This is a genomic window from Aurantimonas endophytica (assembly GCF_014196845.1).
GTDB classification, from domain to species: Bacteria; Pseudomonadota; Alphaproteobacteria; order Rhizobiales; family Rhizobiaceae; genus Aurantimonas; species Aurantimonas endophytica.
Genome location: NZ_JACIEM010000001.1, coordinates 260326 through 280110 on the forward strand (window position 1 = coordinate 260326; position 19785 = coordinate 280110).

A 19785-nucleotide genomic window follows, 5' to 3' on the forward strand; every position below is an offset into this window, starting at 1 on the left:
TGTCAGCGGTGATGGAGCACGAAGGGAATGCCGTCGATCATCTCGACCTGCGTCGGGAAGCCGTAGATGGCTTGAAGAACGGGCGCTGTCAGGGTCTTCGCAGGCGGCCCGTCCGCGACGATCCGTCCCTGCCGCATGGCCACGATCCGGTCGGCATGGGCGGCCGCATGGTTCACGTCGTGGATCACGACGAGGATTGACCGGTGCTCTTCGTCAGCGAGACGGCGGAGCGTGCGCATGAGGTGGCGGGCATGCTGCATGTCGAGGCTGTTGAGGGGCTCGTCCAGCAGAATCACCGGCGTGTCCTGGCAGACCGTCATCGCGATCAGCGCGCGTTGGCGCTGACCGCCCGACAGCGTCTCCAGGAAGCGGTCGGCCAGATCGAAGAGCTCGAAGCGCGTCAGCATGGCTTCGACCATGGCGCGATCCGCGCTGGTCAGGCGGCCGTGATTGTGCGGAAAGCGCCCGTAGCCGACGAGTTCGCGCACCGTCAGCCGGCTGGCGACCGGCGTCTCCTGGCTGAGGACGGCCATCGAGCGGGCGAGGCGCTGGCCGGACGTCCGGTCGACGGGCAGGCCGCAGACGTGGATCGAGCCCGTCTGCAACGGCTCCAGCCGCCCGACGAGGCGCAGCAGGCTGGACTTGCCGGCACCGTTCGGCCCGATCAGGGCGGTGACCCCGGGGCCGTCGATCGACAGGCTGATATCCCGCAGGATGGGCTGTCCGCCGAGGTCGAGCGCGACGGAGCGGATGTCGATCATCGACGCGTCCCTTTCAGGAGAAGCATCAGGAAGACCAGACCACCGGCGAACTCGATGACCACGGCAAGGACAGAGGCGCCGCCAAGCCCGTGCTGGAACAGCGCCTGTCCTCCGACGAGGAGAACCATCGCGGTGAGGGCTGCCCCGAGCATCAGCGGGCCGTGACGGCGGGTTCCGATGACGCGCTCGGCGAGTGCCACCGCCAGAAGACCCAGGAAGGCGATCGGGCCGACGAGGGCGGTCGATACCGCGACGAGGACGGCGACGAGGACGATCACGCCGGACACCGTCCGCGTCCAGTCGACGCCGAGGCCGGTTGCGGCGTCCCGGCCCAGCGCAAGGATGTCGAGCGCATGCTGCCAGCGCCAGGCGCAGGCGATCACCACCGCAAAAGGCAGCAGCGCGACCAGGGCCAGGTCGGCCCGGACGCTGGTGAAATCGGCGAAGCGCGTTCCCTGCACCACGGCGAAGTCGTTCGGATCGATCATCCGGGCGAGAAGAGCCGACAGGCTGCGGAACAGAAAGCCGAGCACGACGCCGACCAGCAGGATACGGGTGAGGTCGATCCGCGCCTTCAGCAGCGGCAGGAACACGGCGAGGGTGAATGCCGTCAACAGCAGCGTCTCCCCCGCGAATTTCGACCAGGGTCCCAAGGCGGCGAGGCCGAGCGTTCCGAGGACGAAGACAATACCCGTCTGGAGCATGACGAACAGCGCGTCGATACCCATGACGCTGGGCGTCAGGATGACGTTGCCGGTGACCGTCTGGAACAGCACCGTCGCGACGGCCATCGCGACGGCGACCTCCAGGAGGACGAGAAGGCGGACGCCGCGAAGTTGCAGCGCGAAAATCGGGTCGCCGCGCAGGTTCATCGTCATGAACAGCGCGATAGATGCCAGTGTCAGGCCGGCGAGAAGGACGAGACGCCGGCGCTCAGCCATGCCGCGTCCTTGGCGACGGACGGCCGAAGAGCAGCCACAGGAAGACTCCGGCTCCGACGATGCCGAGCACGGTGCCCACCGGGATCTCGTACGGATAGCGCAGGAGGCGGGCGATGATGTCGCAGAAAAGAGTGAGCGCCGCGCCGCCGAGCGCGGCAAGCGGCAGCGCGCCCTTCAGATCGTCACCCACCATGCGCGTGACGATGTTGCCGACCACCAGACCTACGAAGGGAATCGTGCCGACGACGGTGACGACGAGAGCGGAGGTGACCGAGACCACGATCAGTCCGAGCCGCATGGTCGCGCGATAGTCGAGCCCCAGCGCCAGCCCGACATCGCGCCCGAGCGACATCAGCGTCAGCCGGTCGGCGATCCACCAGGCCAGCGCCAGCGTCAGCAGGCTGACCCACAGGAGTTCGTAGCGACCGCTCATCACGCCGGAGAATTCGCCGCTCGTCCAGACTTCGACATATTGCAGGAGGTCTGCCTGCCAGGCCGCGAAGGTCACGCCGGCGCCGATGACCCCGCCATAGATGAGGCCGAAGAGCGGCAGGAGCGCCGGCTGTGTCTGCGGCAGGCGCCGCGCGGCCGCCAGGAAGATCGCCGTGCCGGCGAGCGCCGTGAGGCTGGCGGCGAACGCCTTGGCGGCGATCGAGGCGGAGGGGAAGAGGAGCGTCACGGCCAGAATGCCCAGTTCGGCGCTCTGACCCGTTCCCGCCGTCGTCGGTTCGATGAAGCGATTGCGTGCCAGCGTCTGCATGACCAGGCCGGCGATAGCGAGCCCCGCACCGGCGAGGATGGCGGCCAGCGAGCGCGGCAGGCGGCTGACGATCAGCAACGTCGACCCTTGCGTCCGCAGATCTCCGGCACCGACGAACAGGCTGGCGATCACGAGCAATACCGTCAGGAGCGCCAGGGCCCAGAGGGCTGATCGGCGCCCCCCGAACTGCGTCACTGCACAGCCGCGAAAGCTTCCGCGAGCGTGTCGGCGACGCGGCCGAGGGCCTGGACGCCGCCACCTGCGATATAGACGTCGGCTGCGGGCAGGTAGACGACCTGTTCGGCCTTCCAAGCCTTCGTCCCCGCCACCAGCGCGTTGTCGAGCGTCGCCCGGGCATTGGCTTCGCCCGAGCCGATGGCCGCGGCGCGATCGACCACGATCAGCCAGTCCGGATCGGCGTTCGCAACGAATTCGAAGGAGACGGCCTCACCATGGATGGCTGCCTCAAGACCCGCCGCGGCCGGTGGCATACCGAGCGTGGTGTAGATCCAGCCAAAGCGCGAGTTCGGGCCATAGGCGCTGATCTTCGGGCCATTGGTCATCAGGACGAGGCCGGTACCCTTGCTCTCGATCGCCGTGCGCGCTCGCTCCAGCGCCGCGTCGAGTTCGGCGGCGGCTTCCTGCGCCGTGTCCTCGCGGTCGAAAAGCGCCCCGTAGGCCGCCAGCCGGGACTTCGCCGCGGCGACGAGGTCGGAATCGCCGATCGTCATGTCGATGCTTTGGGCGACGCGTGCGACCTGCTCGAGCTGGAGAGACGAGCGGCCGCCAACGATGACGAGGTCGGGCGCTAGCGCATTCAGCGCCTCGAGATCGGGTTCGAAGAGCGTTCCGACCGTCTCTGCCGTGCCCGCGAGCGACTTGAGCTCGGGCAGATAGAGCTTGTCGGGGATCCCGTCCGGTTCCACGCCCAGGCGGAGCAGCGTGTCGATGGCGGCGATGTCGTAGACGGCGATCCGCTCCGGGACGGCGTCAATCGTGACCGGACCCCGGGCGGTCTCGATCTCTGCGGCCTGAAGCGTTGTGCACAACGCGAGGAACAGTGGCACGGCAAGGAAGGCGGCGCGATGTCGCGCGCCCCCGCGGGCAAGCGTCTTGTACAAGCTCATGTCGTTCCTTCCCTTCGTGCACGCGCATGCACCAGGAGCGCTTGCCGCCGCGGCGGCCCTTCGACCGCCGCCGCAATGGTCCATTTAGAACTGGAAGCGCGTGGAGATCCCGAAGGAGCGGCCCGGCTGCTTCAGCGGACGCACGTCGACGAAATCCTGACCGTAGGTAGCGCGATCGGAATAGTCCTCGTCGAAGAGGTTCTTCACTTCCGCGCGCAGGCTGAGGTCACGGTTGAAGGCCGGACGGTACTCGGTGAAGAGGTTGACCACCGTGTAGTCCTCCAGCGCGCGGCCGTTGATCGTGGTCGAATCCTCCTCAAAGGCGTATTCGGCATCGCCGCCCACCAACAGGCCGAGTTCCTCGAAGCGGTGGACCAGGCTGACGGTCACGATGTCGCCGATCGGCGTCGTGAAATAGTTGCCGAGATAGGAATCGGCGACGTCGCCGCCGATCTCGGTGTCGACGCTGGTGAACTTCACCTGGCCGAACCCGGTGCCCCAGTCGTAGCCGAGGCCTATGTCGACGCCCTTTGACGAGAAATCCTCGACGAGGGCCGGGCCGCCGCCATAGGTGGCGACGCGCCCGTCGTTTATGTCCGTGTCGAAGATCTGCGCGTCGAGGATCAAGCCCTCGTAGCGCACGACAAAGCCGGCGAAGACGTTCTCGGCTCGCGCCGTGTCGATGTCGCCGTAGGACCAGCCTGGGTTCATGATGAACGGCTCGGTCAGCACGATGCCGCCGAAGACGTTGGAGTAGCCGCCCTTGACCGCGAACCAGTCGGTCAACTGGTACTCCGCCGAGACGTTGCCGCTGAGCCCCGTGTTGTCCTGGTCGTTGTCGTCGGTGCCGGTGAAGACCTGGTGGTCGACCCGGCCGCCGAAGGACAGAGACAGCCGGTCGAGCGGCTGGAGGCGCGCCTGCGCGTAGCTTCCGACGTTGCGTGCCCGCTCCGAGGTGCGGTAGCCGTCGCCGTCGAACTCGGCTTCGTCGTCATAGGCGTCGAAGCCGACCGTGACGGTGCCCATGTCGAGGTTGAACGTGTTCTCGGCCTTGCCGTTCAGGCTGTCGTTGGACCCGTCGTAGGTGACCGACGTTCCTGGCGCACGCAGGGGCTCTTCGTCGGTTCGCAGATCGGTGACGCTGTAGGCGAGCACGACGCGCGGATCCCAAAGACCCGTTGCCAGCGTGTTCTCGTAGGAGAGCACGACATTCTGCCGGTCGAGATCGTAGGTGCGGGTCTCAGGCACCGGTCTGCCGCTGAGAACCGCACCGATATTGGCGCGGTAGGGGCGGTCCGCATCGTCCTGGACGCGCTCGTAGGACAGCTCGACGCGATCACCGGCCTCGCCCTCGAAGGCGATCTTGCCAAGGCCGCTGAGGAGCGAGGCGCCGGAGCCCAGCACCTCGTTGCCATCGCCGTCGTCGTAGTTCTCGCCGTCGACGCCGTTCAGATAAAGCAGCGACTCGAAGCCGCCGATCTTGCCGTAGATGGAGCCGCGCTTGGAGAATGTCTGGCCGTTCGTATCGTAGCCCGCATCGACGAAGCCGCCGAAGTTGCGCCCATCCTTGAGCACGTCGCCGACATCAATGGTCTCGTAGAGAATCGCTCCCGCGAGCGCTCCGGGCCCGGCATCGGCGGCGGCGACGCCTGCCTCTACCTGAACCGACTTGAGCAATTGCGGATCGATGATGGTCGTGGCGTTGTGGTGGAAGATCTTGTTGTTCTGGCGTGATCCGTCGATCGAGACGGCGAGGTTGGTTTCCTCGATGCCGTGGACGTAGATCTTCTGGTTGGTCGCGATGGTCCCGCCGACCGTCACGGAGGACTCGCCCCGGAACAGGTCCTGCACCGTCGTCGGACGGTAGGTGTCGATTGTCTCGCGATCGACGATCATCAGCGTGTTGCCGTCGGAAACCCCGTAATCGCCGATCGTCGATCCGCCGCTGATGGTGACGACATCGAGCATGATCGTGCCGGGATCGCCGGTCGCGGGAGAAGCCGCCACCGGATCGATCGTCATGGGGTTCGCTGTCTGCGCACCGCTTTCCTGCGCCCGCAGATCCGGCATCGTCGCAGCCAGCGCGAGCGGCGCCAGCGACATGGCGATCGCACTGCGATACCAGGCACGCCGCAAAGTTCTGATCGTCATGTTGTCCCCACTCGGCGCCCACCCTGCCTGCCCCCGCAGGCCATCTCTGGACGGCACGTCCCCTCTCTCAACAAACATGACTATTGTTATCAAGTTATGACATGATTTCGCCGAATTCTGCCTCGCTACGCATGCCGAGCGGTTCCTAGAGGGACCCGCGATGCCGGAGGCTATGCACGGACAGCGCAAAGGCATTTCGCGCGGCGTAAGAGAAGGCGACGCCCTTAAGGCCCCAAGGTACGAAGACAAGGCCTCGCCTCCCTCTGGCCGCCGAGGCAGGCGGATCGGGGCACTTGCTCCGGAAGCCGAGAGCCTCGTTTCCGTCACCGGTAATTTCAGCGATGTCCGTCTGAGACCTCGCACCCCGACGGCGGGAAGGGCAGGGCACGTCGCCGCTCATCAGGTGTGTCACGGATCACAATCAGCGCCTTGGCGGCCGGATAGTTTGGCTGACTGACAAAGCTAACAACCGGGAGGTTACCGTGGCCTACAGCGACATCGCCTACGTGCGGATCGAGCGGATCATCGCCCATGACGCGGCTGCCACCGAACGAACCGGTAAGCTTGGTGGCGAGCCGGGTGACACGTCAGAGTGGCTGCTGCGTTTGGAGGTGAATGGCCAGATCGCCTGGTGGCAGCGCTCCGGGATCGCCGACGGGAAGGAATATCGGGTCGGAAGGGAATTTGCATGGGTGCCATTGGTGAATGGCAACCTGACGATCAAGATCACCGGCTACGAACAGGATACGTTCGGCGACACGCCCCTCCACGGGAGAACGATCACCCTTCGACCAGCCGAACTCTTTCCCTATGGCGCCAACGATGTGTGGGTGGATGGCGGCTCGCATGGGGGACTCGACGGAACTTGGGTCCCCGGTAAGGAGGGGGCATTCGGCTTTGCTTTCTCGATCCGCCCGTTGGCGCAGCATGCCATTCCAGAGAACCGTGAATACCTCGCACTGATCCGCCGCAAGACACATTACTACGGCTACTGGGTGGATGGCTGGGAAGGCTTCACCAGAAATCATGACACGTGGAAGGCGGCCAATCTCCGCCTGCGCCGCGTCTCAGCTTCCCAGTCGGATCCCGCACGCCCCACATTCTCGAAGAACGTCGGGCGTACTTTTCTCGGGGTCTATGCGGAAGGGTCGGGCAACGCGCCGTTCTGGCTGCTCGGGCTCGAAGAATTTCGTCGGCAGGCCGACAAGCACGAACGCGAGGGCCTCCGGATCGTTGATATCTTCGCCTATTTCGAGAACGGCACGCCGATGATCGGCGGGACCTTCGAGCCGGGCGAGCCCACGCGCCTCGCGGTCGCCCCTCGGGACGAATTCGAGCGGGAATGGGTCGAGCGGGCGAAGGGGGGCGAGCGGCTGATCGCCATCGACACCTATCATGACGGTCGCCAGCGCTGGCTCGTCGGCCTTTATGAGAAGGGATCGGGAAACGCGCTGCGTGTGGGCGAACGCCTCGGGTCGTTCGAAGCCCGGAAGGCCGAGTACGACGCCCGCGGATATCATCTCGTGGATATCTGCGTCTACAACGAGGGCGGCGAAATGCGTGTCTGCGGCGTCTGGACTGAAAAGGGGCCCGCAAGCCGCATCTTCAGGGCGCAGAGTTGGAACGAGTTGGTCGACCGGATCGATATAGCCACCGCTAACGACTGGCATATCGCTGCCATAGATACGTGGTCGCCCGCAGAGGATGCATGACAGGTGGCGTCCGACATCTCAGGATCAGCAGCGCGACCGGACCTCGGCGCGTCGGAGCGTCAGTGCCGGAAAGTGGCTGTCAGATTTCCGGGTGAACGGCGCAAGCCGCCCCGCATTGGTTGGTTCTCAAGGAACCAAGCAGAACCCGAAGCGCTGCCTTCGTGCAGCGTGAGATTGCGGAGGATTTGGCATCGGGCTTTCGACGCTGCGTCGCCGGCTCCACAAACGCCGTGAGCCTTATCTGGAAGCGTCACCACCCGATCGGCAGGAAGATTTGACGGCGGAGCTGGAGCGGTTGACCGCCTAAACTGAAAACGCTCTCCACTTCGTCGGAGCAAATTCACAGGACGGGCGAGTGGACGAGTTGGTTTGGGGGCGCCGGGTTCGCCGAACTACGCCGCCACAGAAGTGGCGTCGTCTTCGACGCGTCACTCGCGATGATCGAGGCGGTTCTTCAGGGTGCGAGCGTCGCGCTTTCGCCACCCACGATGTGCGAACGGCAGGTCGTCTCCGAGGCGATCTTGCAGCCGTTCACTGTGATCCGCGTGCATTTTTTTGAAGGCCGTTTGACACACATCACCGCTCACGTCGCTGCCGTTCAGGCGTGCGTTGGCGTCACACCGGGACAGGGTCGTCACCGACGGCGTCCTGCGGCGATCGGAGTACGTCATTCCACCGTTCTATACGACCCGGCACGAACCTTCAGTTCGGCGCTCTCGCGTTCCGTCTTCCGGGCTTCTCCGCTTGGGACAGCGGATCGAGAACTGATTCTCCCGCCGACTTGTGTGTCCTGGCCTTGCGCGCGGTGCCGGGTTTTCCTGTGGCGCCGCCAAGGGCGGCATCCTGACCGAAGCCCTCAGGTTCTCGGGCTAATGCCCCTCCGGTGGGCAAGTCGTCTGCGACGGGCCATGAGGCGAGTGCCTGCTCGATCACCTCCTCGAGCGTCTCGCGACTGGCTCCCGCTTTCGCCTGGATCGCGATTCCCTGCGCCATCGTCATGACGAACGCGGCCAGCGACCCAGGGTTCGCCGAGTCCGGCAGGTCTCCCTCGGCCTTGGCGCGTTCGAAGCGATCGCGGAGCCGCTCCTGTCCGGCGGCCCGGAACTCAGCCAGCGCGCGCCGCACGGGCTCGGTTTCGTCGGAGCCGGCGACGGCACCGTTGATGCCCATGCAGCCGGTACGGTCGGGGAAGCGCGTATTGAGTTCGAGCGCACTGTGCAGGTGATGGGAAGTGACTTCGCGCGCCGTCGGAAGCGCCAGCGCTTCAGGGAAATAGTCGAGGTACCGCTCGTCGTACCGCGCGAGAGCCTTGAAGAAGAGCGCCTCCTTGTTTCCGAACGCGGAATAGAGGGCCGGGCGCTCCACACCCGCCGCTTCGACCAGGTCGGCATAGGACGCCCCTTCATATCCCTTGCGCCAGAACACGCGTAGCGCGGCCTCCAGCACCTCTTCGACGTCAAACGTACGCTGCCGTCCCATTACCAAAGCTCCGAAAATTCCATAATGACCGTTATATAGTGCTTGACACCCGGCGTCCATAAAGCATAACAATCGTTACCATAACGAACGTTATCTATTGTGGCTGGCTCGGATGGAAGGTGAACGCACAAAGCGTCGGGCGGCCATCTCTCAACAAGTGAAGGCACGAACATGACCGCCATTTTCGATGCGAAGTCGACAGCAGACGAGGTCCTCTCCGGCCTTGACCTCAAGGGAAGGCGCTACCTGGTGACAGGCGCGGCGTCGGGGATCGGACGTGAGACCGCCCGGGCGCTCGCAGCCCGGGGCGCCAGCGTCGTCGGCGTCGTGAGGGACCTGGCGAACGCGGAGCCTGCCACGGCGGCGGTCCGCGACGCCGCCTCCCGGAGCGGCGGCGGACTGGAATTCGTCGAGCTCGACCTTGCTTCGCTGCGGAGCGTGCGGGCGGGCGCGGACAAGCTCCTTGCGGATGGGCGTCGCTTCGACGCCATCATCGCCAATGCCGGCGTGATGGCGACCCCCGAAGGAAAGACCGTCGACGGGTTCGAGACGCAGTTCGGAACCAACCACCTTGGTCACTTCGCTCTCGTCACTCGTATCGAGCGCCTGCTTGTCGACGGAGGACGCCTCGTCGTTCTCTCGTCCCAGGCCCATCGAGTCGCCGACGTCGACCTCGAGGATCCGAACTTCGAGCGGCAGGGGTACGAGCCGTTCGTGGCATACGGCCGGTCCAAGACCGCAAACGCCTTGTTCGCCGTTGAGTTCGACCGTCGTCATCGCCAGCGCGGAGTACGCGCATCGTCGGTCATGCCGGGCAACAGCCTGACGGACCTTCCCCGTCATTTCTCGGAGGAGGAACTGCAAGCCCTTTTGGCCACGGTGGGCAAGGCCCGTGCCGACGCCGCACTGCCGCCTCAGGAGCTGAAGGACATCGCGCAGGCGGCCGCGACTAGCGTGTGGGCGGCGGTCGTGGCGGATCCCGACGAGATCGGCGGCCAGTATCTCGAGGACGTCGCGGTCGCGACGGTGAACGACACGCCCAGCCCGTTCGCGGACGGCGTGCGCTCGTATGCGCTCGACGAAGACAACGCCAAGGCCTTGTGGGCGAAGAGCGAGCAGCTCGTCGCCGCCGCATAGCGTGAACGAGGCGGCGGCGGCGGTGGCCATCGCTCCTTCTCTACGCTGTCGCGCCATCGATCAAGAACCGAGGCACACGTTCATGAAGACCATCGGAATCATCGGAGCGGGGGAGGTGGGCAGCCATCTTGCCCGTGCGGCAATCGCAAACGGCTACCAGGTCGTGATCGCGAACTCACGCGGACCCCAAACGCTGAGCGGTCTCGTTGCCGCGCTCGGTCCCTCGGCACGGGCAGCGACGGCCGCCGAAGCCGCCAAAGCCGGGGACGTCGTCGTCGTCGCAGTTCCTCTCCGGCTCGTGAACGACATGCCGACTGATCAGCTTGCGGGCAAGGTCGTGATCGACACCAACAACTACATGCCATGGCGAGACGGCAACTATGCGATCGTCGACTTGGGCGAGAAGACGGAACACGAACTGCGCCAGGAGCAGCTTCCGTCCTCTAAGGTCGTAAAGGCCTTCACGCATATTCAGGCACCCCGCATCCTCACGTGGGGCAGGCCGGTCGGCTCCGCCAATCGGCTGGCACTTTCGGCTTCCAGCGACTTTCCGGAAGCCGTCGAGATCGTGGCACGCCTCTACGAGCAGTTCGGCTTCGATACCGTCGACAACAGTCCGCTCAAGGAGTCGTGGAGGACGCGCCCCGGCCAGCCCGCCTGGAAACGAAGCGCACAGACCCGTTCCGAACTCGAAGCGAACCTCGCCGCCGCCAGACGCATCGTCGCGGGCTGAACTCGATGGCCGACCTTGCTTGAAGGAAGGCGAGGGACCTGACGATGCGCATGCGCGAACAAGCCCCGGCAGGTCCTCGTGACATCTCGAACCACAGCCGCAGCGGCTTGCTTCAGGGCGCCGTGCGAGAGGGGAACTACAATGTCGTCCACGCCAACACAGCCCGTCAGCCTGCCTGGGCAGCGGTCTCTCGATGGCGTTTTCGGGATGGTCGGTGCGGGATGCCTTCCGGCCAGCCTTCCGACGCCGATGACCCGCGACCTGTCCATTCCAGATCCACCAACGAGACCTGAGAAAATTAAACATCGTCTTATCATTATTTTCTAGGTCCCTCACAATAATCAAATGGAGTTATGCATGGAGAATAGTATAGAAAGCACCGAAGAGCAGACAGGTAGTCTTTCATCTGCTGGTGCGATGAACAGGAATCCGGCATTCGATTACATCGTGGTCGGCGGTGGTTCGGCGGGGGCCGTTCTCGCCAGTCGCCTGAGCGAAGATGCATCCCGCCGTGTGCTGCTGGTCGAGGCCGGCAAGTCTTATCCGCCGCATGCTTATCCCGATGCGGTCCGCCTTCAGACCGTCATCGGAGGCAATCCGGACCATGATTGGGGTTTTGTTTCCGAGCCGGGCTGGAGTGGAAAGTCGTTTCCCGCGCCGCGCGGCAAAGTGCTGGGAGGGTCGTCCGCTGTGAATGCAGGGGTTTGGATGCGGGCGCCGGCGGCCGATTTCGAGCGTTGGACGGAGGCGGGTTTGCCGCATTGGTCCATCAGTGACGTGTTGCCGTCGTTCCGGGCGAGCGAGCGGACGGCGTCGGGATCAGACCAGTGCCATGGCCGTTTTGGACCGGAGCCGATCCATCAGCTTCAGGAGGATGAGATCTCGGACATGCAGCGCGCCTTCATCGCGTCGGCCGAGATTGCGGGTTTTGCACGCGTCACGGACTTCAACGGCGAGGTTCCGTTCGGTGTCGGACCCTATCCTATGAACAATCGTGCGGGACAGCGCCTCAATACAGGCATGACCTACCTGTCGGATGCCGTTCGCGCCCGTCCGAACCTGACTATCCGCAGCGAGACACTCGTCGATCGGGTCGAAGTCGAGAACGGCCGAGCCGTAGCAATCATCCTCGCCGGCAACGAGCGTATTAGCGGAAGCGAGATCGTGCTGTCGGCCGGCGCATACGGATCGCCGGCAATCCTGCTCCGCTCAGGCATCGGACCCGCTGCTGAACTTGAAGCATTGAACATCCCCGTCGTCGCCAACCTGCCTGTCGGCCAGCGGCTACAGGAGCATCCGTTCTTCTTTACAGTCTGGGCGGCGCATGCGGACCGCCTGGGCCTGCCGATCCCACCTGTCGGCGCAATCCTTTGGGCACGTTCGTCGAAGGGCGGATCAAAGGACGGCGATCTCCACGTCAGCGCCGTGCACTACGGCGATCCGGCAGACTCACCGACTGGCGCAATCTTCATGCTGGCGCTGGCGGTCACGCGGCCGAGATCGACCGGGACGCTGAAACTTCGGGATCCCAATCCCGAGACAGCGCCAATCATCGATCTCAACATTCTAGGCGAAGCGGAGGACCGGGCGCTGATGGTCGAAGGCATCCAGATGATCCGCAACATCGCAAGCCAAGGGCCGCTCGCCGACATCATCGCTCAGGAACTCGTCCCAGGTGCAGCGATCGTTGACCCGGCGGATCTCGAAGCGGCTTTGCCCACAGCGCTCGACATCTATCACCATCCCGCCTCGACCGCGCCTATGGGCGGCGATGACGATGCGAACGCCGTCACGGACTACCAGGGCCGTGTGCGGGGCGTTGCCAACCTGCGCGTGGCGGATGCGTCGATCTTCCCGGACGTTCCATCTGTCGCGACCAACCCGACGGTCGTGATGCTGGCTGAGCGTATCAGCCAATGGATCAAGGGATGACTGGGGTTCTCGCTCCGCCGCACCTTGCTCGAGCGTTAGAAGAGGACGTTTCTTATCTGGATCGCGGGTTATTCCGCCGTGCTTGCGGTCCTCGCCTTCGTGGGGATCTGCTGCGGGATCGGCCGCTTCCCCTTGCTTCCTCACGTCGTGGGAGTGTACGCGCGTCCCGACGCATCTACCATTCTCGACCTTGGAGGCGGGCTCAGATCGTTCTCGAAGCTACATCTTGCGAGACTCCCGAACGCCAAGGCGATCACGATCGACTTCGACCCGGGCTTCTGGCGCTTGCGCGCCAAAACCTGCGCAAGTATCGGGGGAGATCGCGCATAGTCGAGGCCGACCTGCGTGATTGGGCTTAGCCGGACTCGGTGGAGCAAAGACAGCCTTCTGATGGAGTACCGTCCTGCCCGGCCGGCAGGACGTCTCCTATTCACCCTGCCTTGTCAGCGGCGAACTGAAGGCCGGCGGTTCCACCGGTCTCGATGAAGAGTTTCATGAACGCCGGCACGGTGTCGGCACGCTCCCAGTCGCGCTGTAATTCGCAGAAGAGCTGCACTACGCTAATCATCTTGGCGCCCGCCTGCTCAACTCGGCGCAACGCCGCTTCATGCGCGGCGACCGACGTGCCGCCGACCGCATCGACTGGCACATAGACCTCGTAGCCCTCGCGCAGAGCGTCCAGCGCCGGAAAGGTGAGGCACGCCTCGGTCCATAGCGCCGTCATGATCAGCTTCTTGCGGCCGGTCGCCTCGACAGCCTTCCTGAACTCGACATCCTCCCACGAATTGATCGTGGCGCGGTCATAGGTCGGATAGCCCTCGAGAGCCTTACGAACCTGCGGCACGGGCGGTTTGTTCAGGCCGGTGTCGACGTTCACCGTCGAATGGATCACCGGGAGGCCGTAAGCCACCGCCGCCTTCGCGCAGCCCACGATGTTGTTGACGAGGAGCTGGCGATCCATTGAGGCGATCGAATTCACCTGGACAGGCTGATAGTCGATGATGATGAAGGCCGCGTTCTGCGGCGTGAGGAGATGATCGGCCTCCGGACTGCGGATCGGTTCACTGGGCATTTTGTATTTCTCCTGACTTGGATGCCCGCTTGAGTCCGCGTGAGCGGGGGGGGGGGGACGGAGCGAGCGATATGCGGCCCCCTAGCCAAGCTAATGCTCGACGGTATCAGGCGCCCGTAACCTCGTTGACCATGGCCGCCGCCTTCTCGGGATCAGCTCGCCACGCTTCGTACAAGGCTTGGCTGGACCCCGGGCGGATGTCGAACGTGTCTTCTTCCAGTGCACGCAGCAGCTCGGCGATCACCGTCTCGGGCTTAGCCTTGGCGTCGGATTTGACGCCAGATGCAAACGGCGTGTCGACCAGGGGCGATACAAGTTCGAACAGTCGCACAGGCGAGTCGACCTGCTTCAGCCGATACCGCATCGACTGGACATAGGAGTGGAGGGCGGCCTTGGTGGCACTGTAGGTGGGGTTCGTCGTATCGGGCGCATACACGACGCCGGACGTAGTCACGATCAGGGCTGGATTCGGGCGGCTTTCCAGCAAAGGCAGGAAGCGGTGTGTCAGGTCGACCGCGGATACGAAATTGACCAGCATCTCGAGGCGCGCGTTCCTTGCGGCGTCGGTCCCGTCGAAGAGGCGGTACGTGTGCGTCACACCCGCATTGAGGAACAGCACGTTCAGTTCGGGTGCGTTCCCCCTGACCCAGTCAAGCAATCCGTCGACCTGCCCGGCATCGGCTATGTCGCAGGCGTAGGCCAGGGTGCCCGGCAACGCTTCCGCTTCCCTTCGGAGGCGTTCCGCGTCACGGGCTACCATGATGACCCGGTTGCCGCGCGCAGCAAGTACCTTAGCGGCAATTAGGCCCATACCCGTGCCGGCGCCCGTGATGAGGATCGTGTTTCCCGAGATGTTCATGTCCGTCCAGCTCCTTTAGCAGGCGACGAGGGTTACGGTGACTGGTGGTTTGGAAAGGAGGGCAAGCGCCGAGCGTGCCTCCTCGCCGGCCGTTACCGTCGCGACGTGGAGATCGGCATCGTTCTGCGTTCGCCATTCCTCCACCACGAAGAGGACCGTCGACTGTTCGCGGGATCGATACACCTCATACGCAACATGCCCCGGCTCCTCTTCCACCGACGCTCGGACAGCCTGAAGCTGAAGTAGGAATGCTTCCGCCGCCTGGGCGTCCGGCGCTTCAAACCGCGTAAGAAGCTTGATCGACTGTAGGGGATCGCTCGCTTTCTCTACGATCATCTCAGCCCTCTCCGTCCGCGAATGAGAGAGGCTGCCAGCGCTCGATTTCGGACGACCACTGCGCCAGCCGTTCCTTGACGTTCTTGATCGCCGACGGACCTACGAGCAGGTGCTCGGGTGGGGTAGACATCTCGATGGCGTCCAGCACGACCCGCCCCAATGCTGCCGGGTCGCCCCAATTCAACTCGCCGTCCATCCGAAGGACCGCGTCGTAGTCGGCGATGTTGTGGTCGGTCTGCACTTGCGACCGCCCGCTCCATTCCGATCGGTAGAGGCCAGGCAGGATCGCGGTCACATGGATACCCAAGCCGGAGACTTCCTTTGCAAGTGCATCGTTGATGCCGAGGAGAGCGAACTTGCTGCCGTGGTAGGCACCGAGGCCAGGAAAGGTGATGATGCCGCCCTGGGATACGATGTTCACGACATGACCCGCCTTCCGCTCCCGCATGAAAGGCAGCACCGCCTGGATCAGCGCCACTGGGCCGAAGACGTTGACGTCGAACTGGCGGCGCAGCGCGTCGAGATCCAATTCCTCAATGACGCCCGTAAGGCCGAAGCCGGCATTGTTGACCAAGACATCGATTGGCCCGACCTCGTCCTCGACGGTACGTGCGAACGACGAGACCTGAGACAAGTCCGTCACGTCCATGATCCGGCCGATTGACCGCCCCGGCGAGATTGCCTCGAAGGCGGCTTGCTGATCCTTCTGTCGAAGGGTGCCGACCACCTTATGGCCGCGCGACAGTGCCTCTTCAGCCATGACGCGTCCTAGGCCACTCGAAACCCCGGTGATCACGATTGTCTTCATTGTTTGTCCAATCTTCGCTGATCGTTTCGAGGCCACATCTAGCGGCCACCAACCCGTGGCATTAGGCTGCTTGAATCGCATGCCGTCGTGAGGAACTTTCACCAATGCCGAAAGTAAGCCTTGCGGAACTGACGGCCTTCGCGACGGTCGCCCGCCATCGCAGCTTCCGGCAGGCGGCCGATTCTTTGGGCATGTCCCGCTCCGCGCTCAGTCACACTTTGATTGGGCTCGAGCGGACCCTCGGGGTGCGCCTCCTCAATCGTACGACACGGAGTGTGTCGCCCACCGAGGCGGGCGGCGAGCTTTTGCGCCGAATCGTTCCGGTGCTTCAGGACCTCGACGAGGCGCTGGACGCGGTCACGGGGGAGGCGGGTGCTATTGGCGGGATCCTGCGCATTAACTGCCCCGCCGCAGCCACGGAGACGCTTCTCCGCATGGCCGTTCCGACCTTCGCCGAGCGTTATCCTGGGGTCGATCTGGATCTCGTCACCGACGGACGCCTGATCGACATCGTTGAGGCGGGTTTCGACGCAGGCGTCCGCCTCCGCGAAGCGGTGCCTCAGGACATGATCTCAGTCCCGTTCGGCGGAAATTTCCGTTTCCTGGTGGTCGCGGCCCCTGCGTATCTCGAAAGTCATGGGAACCCGGTCGTGCCCGACGACTTGCGAGGACACCGCTGCATCCGCCATCGTATGCCGAGCGGAAAACTTTACCGATGGGAGTTCGAAAAGCGGGGAGAGGAAATCGTTGTCGACGTGCCCGGCTCGCTGACGCTCGACGATAGCCGTCTGATGGCGGCGGCGGCGGCGGACGGCCTCGGAATTGCTTTCGTGGCGGAGTCCTTCGCCGAGCCCGAGCTGCGGGCAGGGCGCGTTGTCACCGTGCTGGAGGATTGGTGTCCGGCATACCCCGGGCTCTGCCTCTACTACCCTGGAAGGCGTCACGTGCCGGCCGCACTGCGCGCCTTCATCGAGGTCCTGAAACATTTGGATCGTCCGATTGCACGACCGTCAGTCGAAGACTGACTTTAATCTATCCAGAACGCGGCTCGTAGCGACACATCGAGCGATCGGGGAGTTGCCGGACTGTCCGCGCAGCCAGCATCATGAGTTGGAGTTCTATTTCGTCACCAAGTATGCCGGGCTCACGCCTAAGCGCGTTTGGTACATCGAGGGCGGCTTAGAAGAGCCGACGCCGGAGGAACGGCAAGCGCTCGCGATAGCGCACGGCGTCGACGAGAGCGTGCTCAGAGACTAATAGACGACCTCGCTCGGGAAGAGATGGCTGAGATCATCGCCGCGGCTATGGAGCGGCACTTCGTGATAACCGAGCAGCCGTTCGGCAGGCAGCTCGCACCAGCGCCCACCGGTCCTTCGGCCATGCCGCCCGGTGCCGAGACGAAGGGCGACGGCTTCGAAGGACCGCCATGGTTCGCGGCGATGTAACGTCGGTCTTGAAGAGGCCGATCACCATTTCGGCGAGTGCATTAACGGATGAGCATATCAACAGTCATTCTTCTCGCACCAGTCGGCGGGCACGCGGAATGCAGGAGCTTGAGCCGTGCCGATCCTCGACCCTCATTACGAGGCTCTGCTTTGGACGCAGCGTGACCTTCATGATCGGTTGCGGAGGGCTCGCGGACGCGGCAGAAACCTTGAAGGCCGATAGGAGCACCGCTAGCATGGCGACGGCCTCCATCACGGCGAAAGCGTTGCCGATGCAGACACGCGGCCCCGCACCGAACGGCATGTAGGCGTAGCGATGTCGGGCCGTGCTGGCCTCCGGGGCAAAGCGATCAGGGTCGAATGCTTCTGGGTTGTCCCACAGCGCTGTGTGATGGTGGACCGCGTGGATCGGCACGTAGATGATGGTCCCCGCGGCAATCGAGTGCTCCCTGAGGACAAAGTCCCGGATCGCCGTTCGGGTGATGATGGGCGCCGGGGGATAGAGCCGCATAGCCTCAGAGAACACCTGGCGCGTAAAGGCGAGCTTGGCGACGTGTTCCGCCGCGACCGCCTGGCCGCCCGTCACAGTGGCGATCTCTTTAAGTACCCTTGTCTCGATTGCCGGATGGAGCGCCAGGAGATGGAAGGTCCACGCGAGCCCGAGCGCCGTGGTCTCGTGCCCCGCCGTGATGAATGTCATCAAGTTGTCGACGATCTCCTCGTCGGTCATCGTGCGCCCCGTTTCCGGATCCGCAGCGGCGAGCAGCATGGCGACAAGGTCCTGCCTCTGATCAGCGCCCTGGCGCCGATCGGCGATGATGGCGTGCAAGCTGGAGCGCAGGAAGGCGACCGCCGCGCTGGCCTTCCGTCGACCCGGGTAGGGGATCCAGTCCGGGGCACCAAGGATGCTAAGGGCGAAGGTCCACCCGCTTGGCTTGAGATAATCGGTGATGCCCTGCTCGACCCGACCCACGTCGATCCCCGCGCCACCCGTCATCATCGTCTCCACGATGATGTCGAAGGTCGTGCGCATCATCTCGTGGCCGATATCGACGGTTGTTGTTCCTTGCGCCCGCCAACGCTGTCCGGTGTCCTTAGCCGCCGCGATCATCGCCGGCTGGAGGGCCAGCAACTTCTCGTGCCGGAACGCGTGCGCGACGGACTGCCGCTGCCATTTCCAATGAGCGCCATCGGCCGTCAGCAGGCCCTTTCCCAGCGCGGGCCCGAGGGCGCGCCGCACTTCCTCGCCCTTGTCGAGGGCATCGGCGTTCTTGACGAGTGCTTCATGGATGAGGACGGGATCGGCCAGGTAGATCCGCGGCGTTCCCGCCATGCGCGAGGCAACCATCGGCTCACGGTAGATTTCAGGAGGAAGAGCCTCGAGCGGGTTTCTGACGATGGCGGTTAGGGCACGCACCGTGTACGGCGCAGCTACCAGCGCACCAAGGGAAGGAAGACGGCGGCGAGGAAGCGCGTTCGAAGACATGGTGTCCCTGTTTGCAAGTGAGGCTCGAGCATGAGACGTGAGGTGAATACCTTATCAGGCGAAATTGAGGTGAGTACCTCAGATTCTTTCAGGGCGGGCCGAACATGAGGACGGCAGGAAATAACGAGGGGCTACGGACGCGCGGCAGGACACGGGACAGGATTCTTGAAGCGACGCTCGGGCTATTCAACGAGCGGGGGCCCGAACGGGTCACGACGGCCGAGATCGCGCGGACGGTCGGGATCAACGAGGGCAACCTCTACTATCACTTCCGCACCAAGGAGAGCTTGGTTTTGTCGCTGTTCAATCGCTTCGAGGCTGATGCAGAAACTTTTGCAGTCAGGGCTCTCGGTGGCGATTTGGGTGAAGCGCGAGCCTACGGGGACCTTCTCAGTGACTGGTTTCGGCTGGTCTGGGCATATCGCTTCCTGTTTCGCGATCTTCTCGCGCTTGCCGCCACCATGCCGGCGCTGGCGACCCCGATCAGGAATATGAGCGGCCGGATGCGCGGCGTCGTTGAAGCGCTCCTGCGGCGCATGATCGAGGACCAGATCGTCGACGTGCCTGAGGAAGACATCGAGCCGCTTCTCGCGAACGTTTGGATCGTCTCGACCTACTGGGCCGTCTATCTCAACCTTCAGGAGGGAATCGAGAAACTGGACGCCGGACATCTGGACTGGGGCCTCAATCAGGTTTCGCACCTTTTCAAGCCATTCCTCATTCCTACGCAGGGCGACGACGTGTTTCCGCTGTCCGCTAGACACGAGGCTTAGGATAGCATTTGAAGGTAACCAGTACTGAGGACGCACAGTCTTCCAAGTGACTGCGGCTTTCCGGAGATGCGAAGCTCCATGTAGGCGGTTGCAATGGGCATCGAGTGAAACGGCGGCTTTTACCGTTCGCGTGTTCCAAGGCCGACTGTCGGCTTCCGGGCCGTTCCGGCTTTTACGTTAAAACCAAAGCGCCTCCTGGCGCGAGGGGGGAGGGCTGACCTCAGGTCTTCGATCGACGTCCGAGACGCTCAACGTTGGCACGTGGCACCGGAT

18 protein-coding genes and 2 pseudogenes are annotated in these 19785 nt (G+C 64.0%); 8 read left to right on the forward strand and 12 right to left on the reverse strand.

Annotated elements, in window-relative coordinates:
- Positions 1 to 2: 2 nt before the first annotated feature.
- From GGR03_RS01260 to GGR03_RS01280, 5 genes are all read right to left on the reverse strand, one after another.
- The gene (locus GGR03_RS01260) at positions 3 to 761 is read right to left on the reverse strand and encodes an iron ABC transporter ATP-binding protein (RefSeq protein WP_183205609.1); all 759 of its coding nucleotides are present in this window, start codon (positions 759 to 761) and stop codon (positions 3 to 5) included.
- On the reverse strand, positions 758 to 1702 hold the full coding sequence (locus tag GGR03_RS01265; protein ID WP_183205617.1) for an iron chelate uptake ABC transporter family permease subunit: 945 nt from the start codon (positions 1700 to 1702) through the stop codon (positions 758 to 760). Before GGR03_RS01265 ends, GGR03_RS01260 begins: the two co-directional genes overlap by 4 nt.
- Entirely contained in the window at positions 1695 to 2657 is a 963-nt protein-coding gene (locus tag GGR03_RS01270; protein WP_183205626.1) for an iron chelate uptake ABC transporter family permease subunit, read from the reverse strand. Before GGR03_RS01270 ends, GGR03_RS01265 begins: the two co-directional genes overlap by 8 nt.
- Positions 2654 to 3589: a siderophore ABC transporter substrate-binding protein gene (locus GGR03_RS01275; RefSeq protein ID WP_183205628.1), complete on the reverse strand. Its 936-nt coding sequence runs from the start codon at positions 3587 to 3589 to the stop codon at positions 2654 to 2656. Before GGR03_RS01275 ends, GGR03_RS01270 begins: the two co-directional genes overlap by 4 nt.
- A gap of 84 nt (positions 3590 to 3673) precedes the next feature.
- On the reverse strand, positions 3674 to 5740 hold the full coding sequence (locus tag GGR03_RS01280) for a TonB-dependent receptor domain-containing protein (RefSeq protein ID WP_246367559.1): 2067 nt from the start codon (positions 5738 to 5740) through the stop codon (positions 3674 to 3676).
- A 482-nt stretch (positions 5741 to 6222) separates the two neighbouring features.
- On the opposite strand from GGR03_RS01280, the gene GGR03_RS24705 reads away from it, so the two are divergent.
- Both GGR03_RS24705 and GGR03_RS01290 read left to right on the forward strand, forming a co-directional pair.
- Positions 6223 to 7452: a hypothetical protein gene (locus GGR03_RS24705; RefSeq protein ID WP_183205630.1), complete on the forward strand. Its 1230-nt coding sequence runs from the start codon at positions 6223 to 6225 to the stop codon at positions 7450 to 7452.
- A gap of 164 nt (positions 7453 to 7616) precedes the next feature.
- Positions 7617 to 7750, forward strand: a pseudogene (locus GGR03_RS01290) (IS3 family transposase); the annotation flags it as partial.
- Positions 7751 to 7880: 130 nt separating this feature from the next.
- Here the strand turns inward: GGR03_RS01290 and GGR03_RS01295 are convergent.
- On the reverse strand, positions 7881 to 8090 hold the full coding sequence (locus GGR03_RS01295; protein WP_183205632.1) for a hypothetical protein: 210 nt from the start codon (positions 8088 to 8090) through the stop codon (positions 7881 to 7883).
- Between the two features lie 265 nt (positions 8091 to 8355).
- A pseudogene (locus tag GGR03_RS01300) lies at positions 8356 to 8931 on the reverse strand (TetR/AcrR family transcriptional regulator); the annotation flags it as partial.
- A gap of 171 nt (positions 8932 to 9102) precedes the next feature.
- Between GGR03_RS01300 and GGR03_RS01305 the strand changes: the two are divergent.
- The 3 genes from GGR03_RS01305 to GGR03_RS01315 all read left to right on the forward strand — a co-directional run bounded on the left by GGR03_RS01305 (position 9103) and on the right by GGR03_RS01315 (position 12733).
- Positions 9103 to 10068 carry an SDR family NAD(P)-dependent oxidoreductase gene (locus GGR03_RS01305; RefSeq protein ID WP_183205641.1) on the forward strand — a complete coding sequence of 322 codons (966 nt, stop codon included), beginning with the start codon at positions 9103 to 9105 and terminating at the stop codon, positions 10066 to 10068.
- An 82-nt stretch (positions 10069 to 10150) separates the two neighbouring features.
- A complete protein-coding gene (locus GGR03_RS01310) occupies positions 10151 to 10801 on the forward strand; it encodes an NADPH-dependent F420 reductase (RefSeq protein WP_183205643.1) in 651 nt (216 codons plus the stop codon).
- 357 nt (positions 10802 to 11158) lie between these two features.
- Positions 11159 to 12733, forward strand: coding sequence for a GMC family oxidoreductase (locus tag GGR03_RS01315; protein ID WP_210291973.1), 1575 nt, complete (start codon positions 11159 to 11161; stop codon positions 12731 to 12733).
- 430 nt (positions 12734 to 13163) lie between these two features.
- Here GGR03_RS01315 and GGR03_RS01320 read toward each other — a convergent pair whose 3' ends face one another.
- The 4 genes from GGR03_RS01320 to GGR03_RS01335 all read right to left on the reverse strand — a co-directional run bounded on the left by GGR03_RS01320 (position 13164) and on the right by GGR03_RS01335 (position 15808).
- Positions 13164 to 13805: a hydrolase gene (locus GGR03_RS01320; protein ID WP_183205645.1), complete on the reverse strand. Its 642-nt coding sequence runs from the start codon at positions 13803 to 13805 to the stop codon at positions 13164 to 13166.
- A 106-nt stretch (positions 13806 to 13911) separates the two neighbouring features.
- Entirely contained in the window at positions 13912 to 14664 is a 753-nt protein-coding gene (locus GGR03_RS01325) for an SDR family oxidoreductase (RefSeq protein WP_183205647.1), read from the reverse strand.
- A gap of 15 nt (positions 14665 to 14679) precedes the next feature.
- A complete protein-coding gene (locus GGR03_RS01330) occupies positions 14680 to 15000 on the reverse strand; it encodes an antibiotic biosynthesis monooxygenase family protein (protein WP_183205649.1) in 321 nt (106 codons plus the stop codon).
- A gap of 1 nt (position 15001) precedes the next feature.
- A complete protein-coding gene (locus GGR03_RS01335; RefSeq protein WP_183205651.1) occupies positions 15002 to 15808 on the reverse strand; it encodes an oxidoreductase in 807 nt (268 codons plus the stop codon).
- 104 nt (positions 15809 to 15912) lie between these two features.
- Here GGR03_RS01335 and GGR03_RS01340 point away from each other — a divergent pair, with 104 nt between their 5' ends.
- The gene (locus GGR03_RS01340; RefSeq protein WP_183205654.1) at positions 15913 to 16833 is read left to right on the forward strand and encodes a LysR family transcriptional regulator; all 921 of its coding nucleotides are present in this window, start codon (positions 15913 to 15915) and stop codon (positions 16831 to 16833) included.
- 255 nt (positions 16834 to 17088) lie between these two features.
- The gene (locus GGR03_RS01345; protein WP_183205657.1) at positions 17089 to 17253 is read left to right on the forward strand and encodes a hypothetical protein; all 165 of its coding nucleotides are present in this window, start codon (positions 17089 to 17091) and stop codon (positions 17251 to 17253) included.
- A 64-nt stretch (positions 17254 to 17317) separates the two neighbouring features.
- Here the strand turns inward: GGR03_RS01345 and GGR03_RS01350 are convergent, their stop codons facing one another.
- Entirely contained in the window at positions 17318 to 18739 is a 1422-nt protein-coding gene (locus tag GGR03_RS01350; RefSeq protein ID WP_183205659.1) for a cytochrome P450, read from the reverse strand.
- Between the two features lie 104 nt (positions 18740 to 18843).
- Here GGR03_RS01350 and GGR03_RS01355 point away from each other — a divergent pair, with 104 nt between their 5' ends.
- On the forward strand, positions 18844 to 19512 hold the full coding sequence (locus tag GGR03_RS01355) for a TetR/AcrR family transcriptional regulator (protein WP_183205661.1): 669 nt from the start codon (positions 18844 to 18846) through the stop codon (positions 19510 to 19512).
- Positions 19513 to 19785 lie beyond the last annotated feature (273 nt).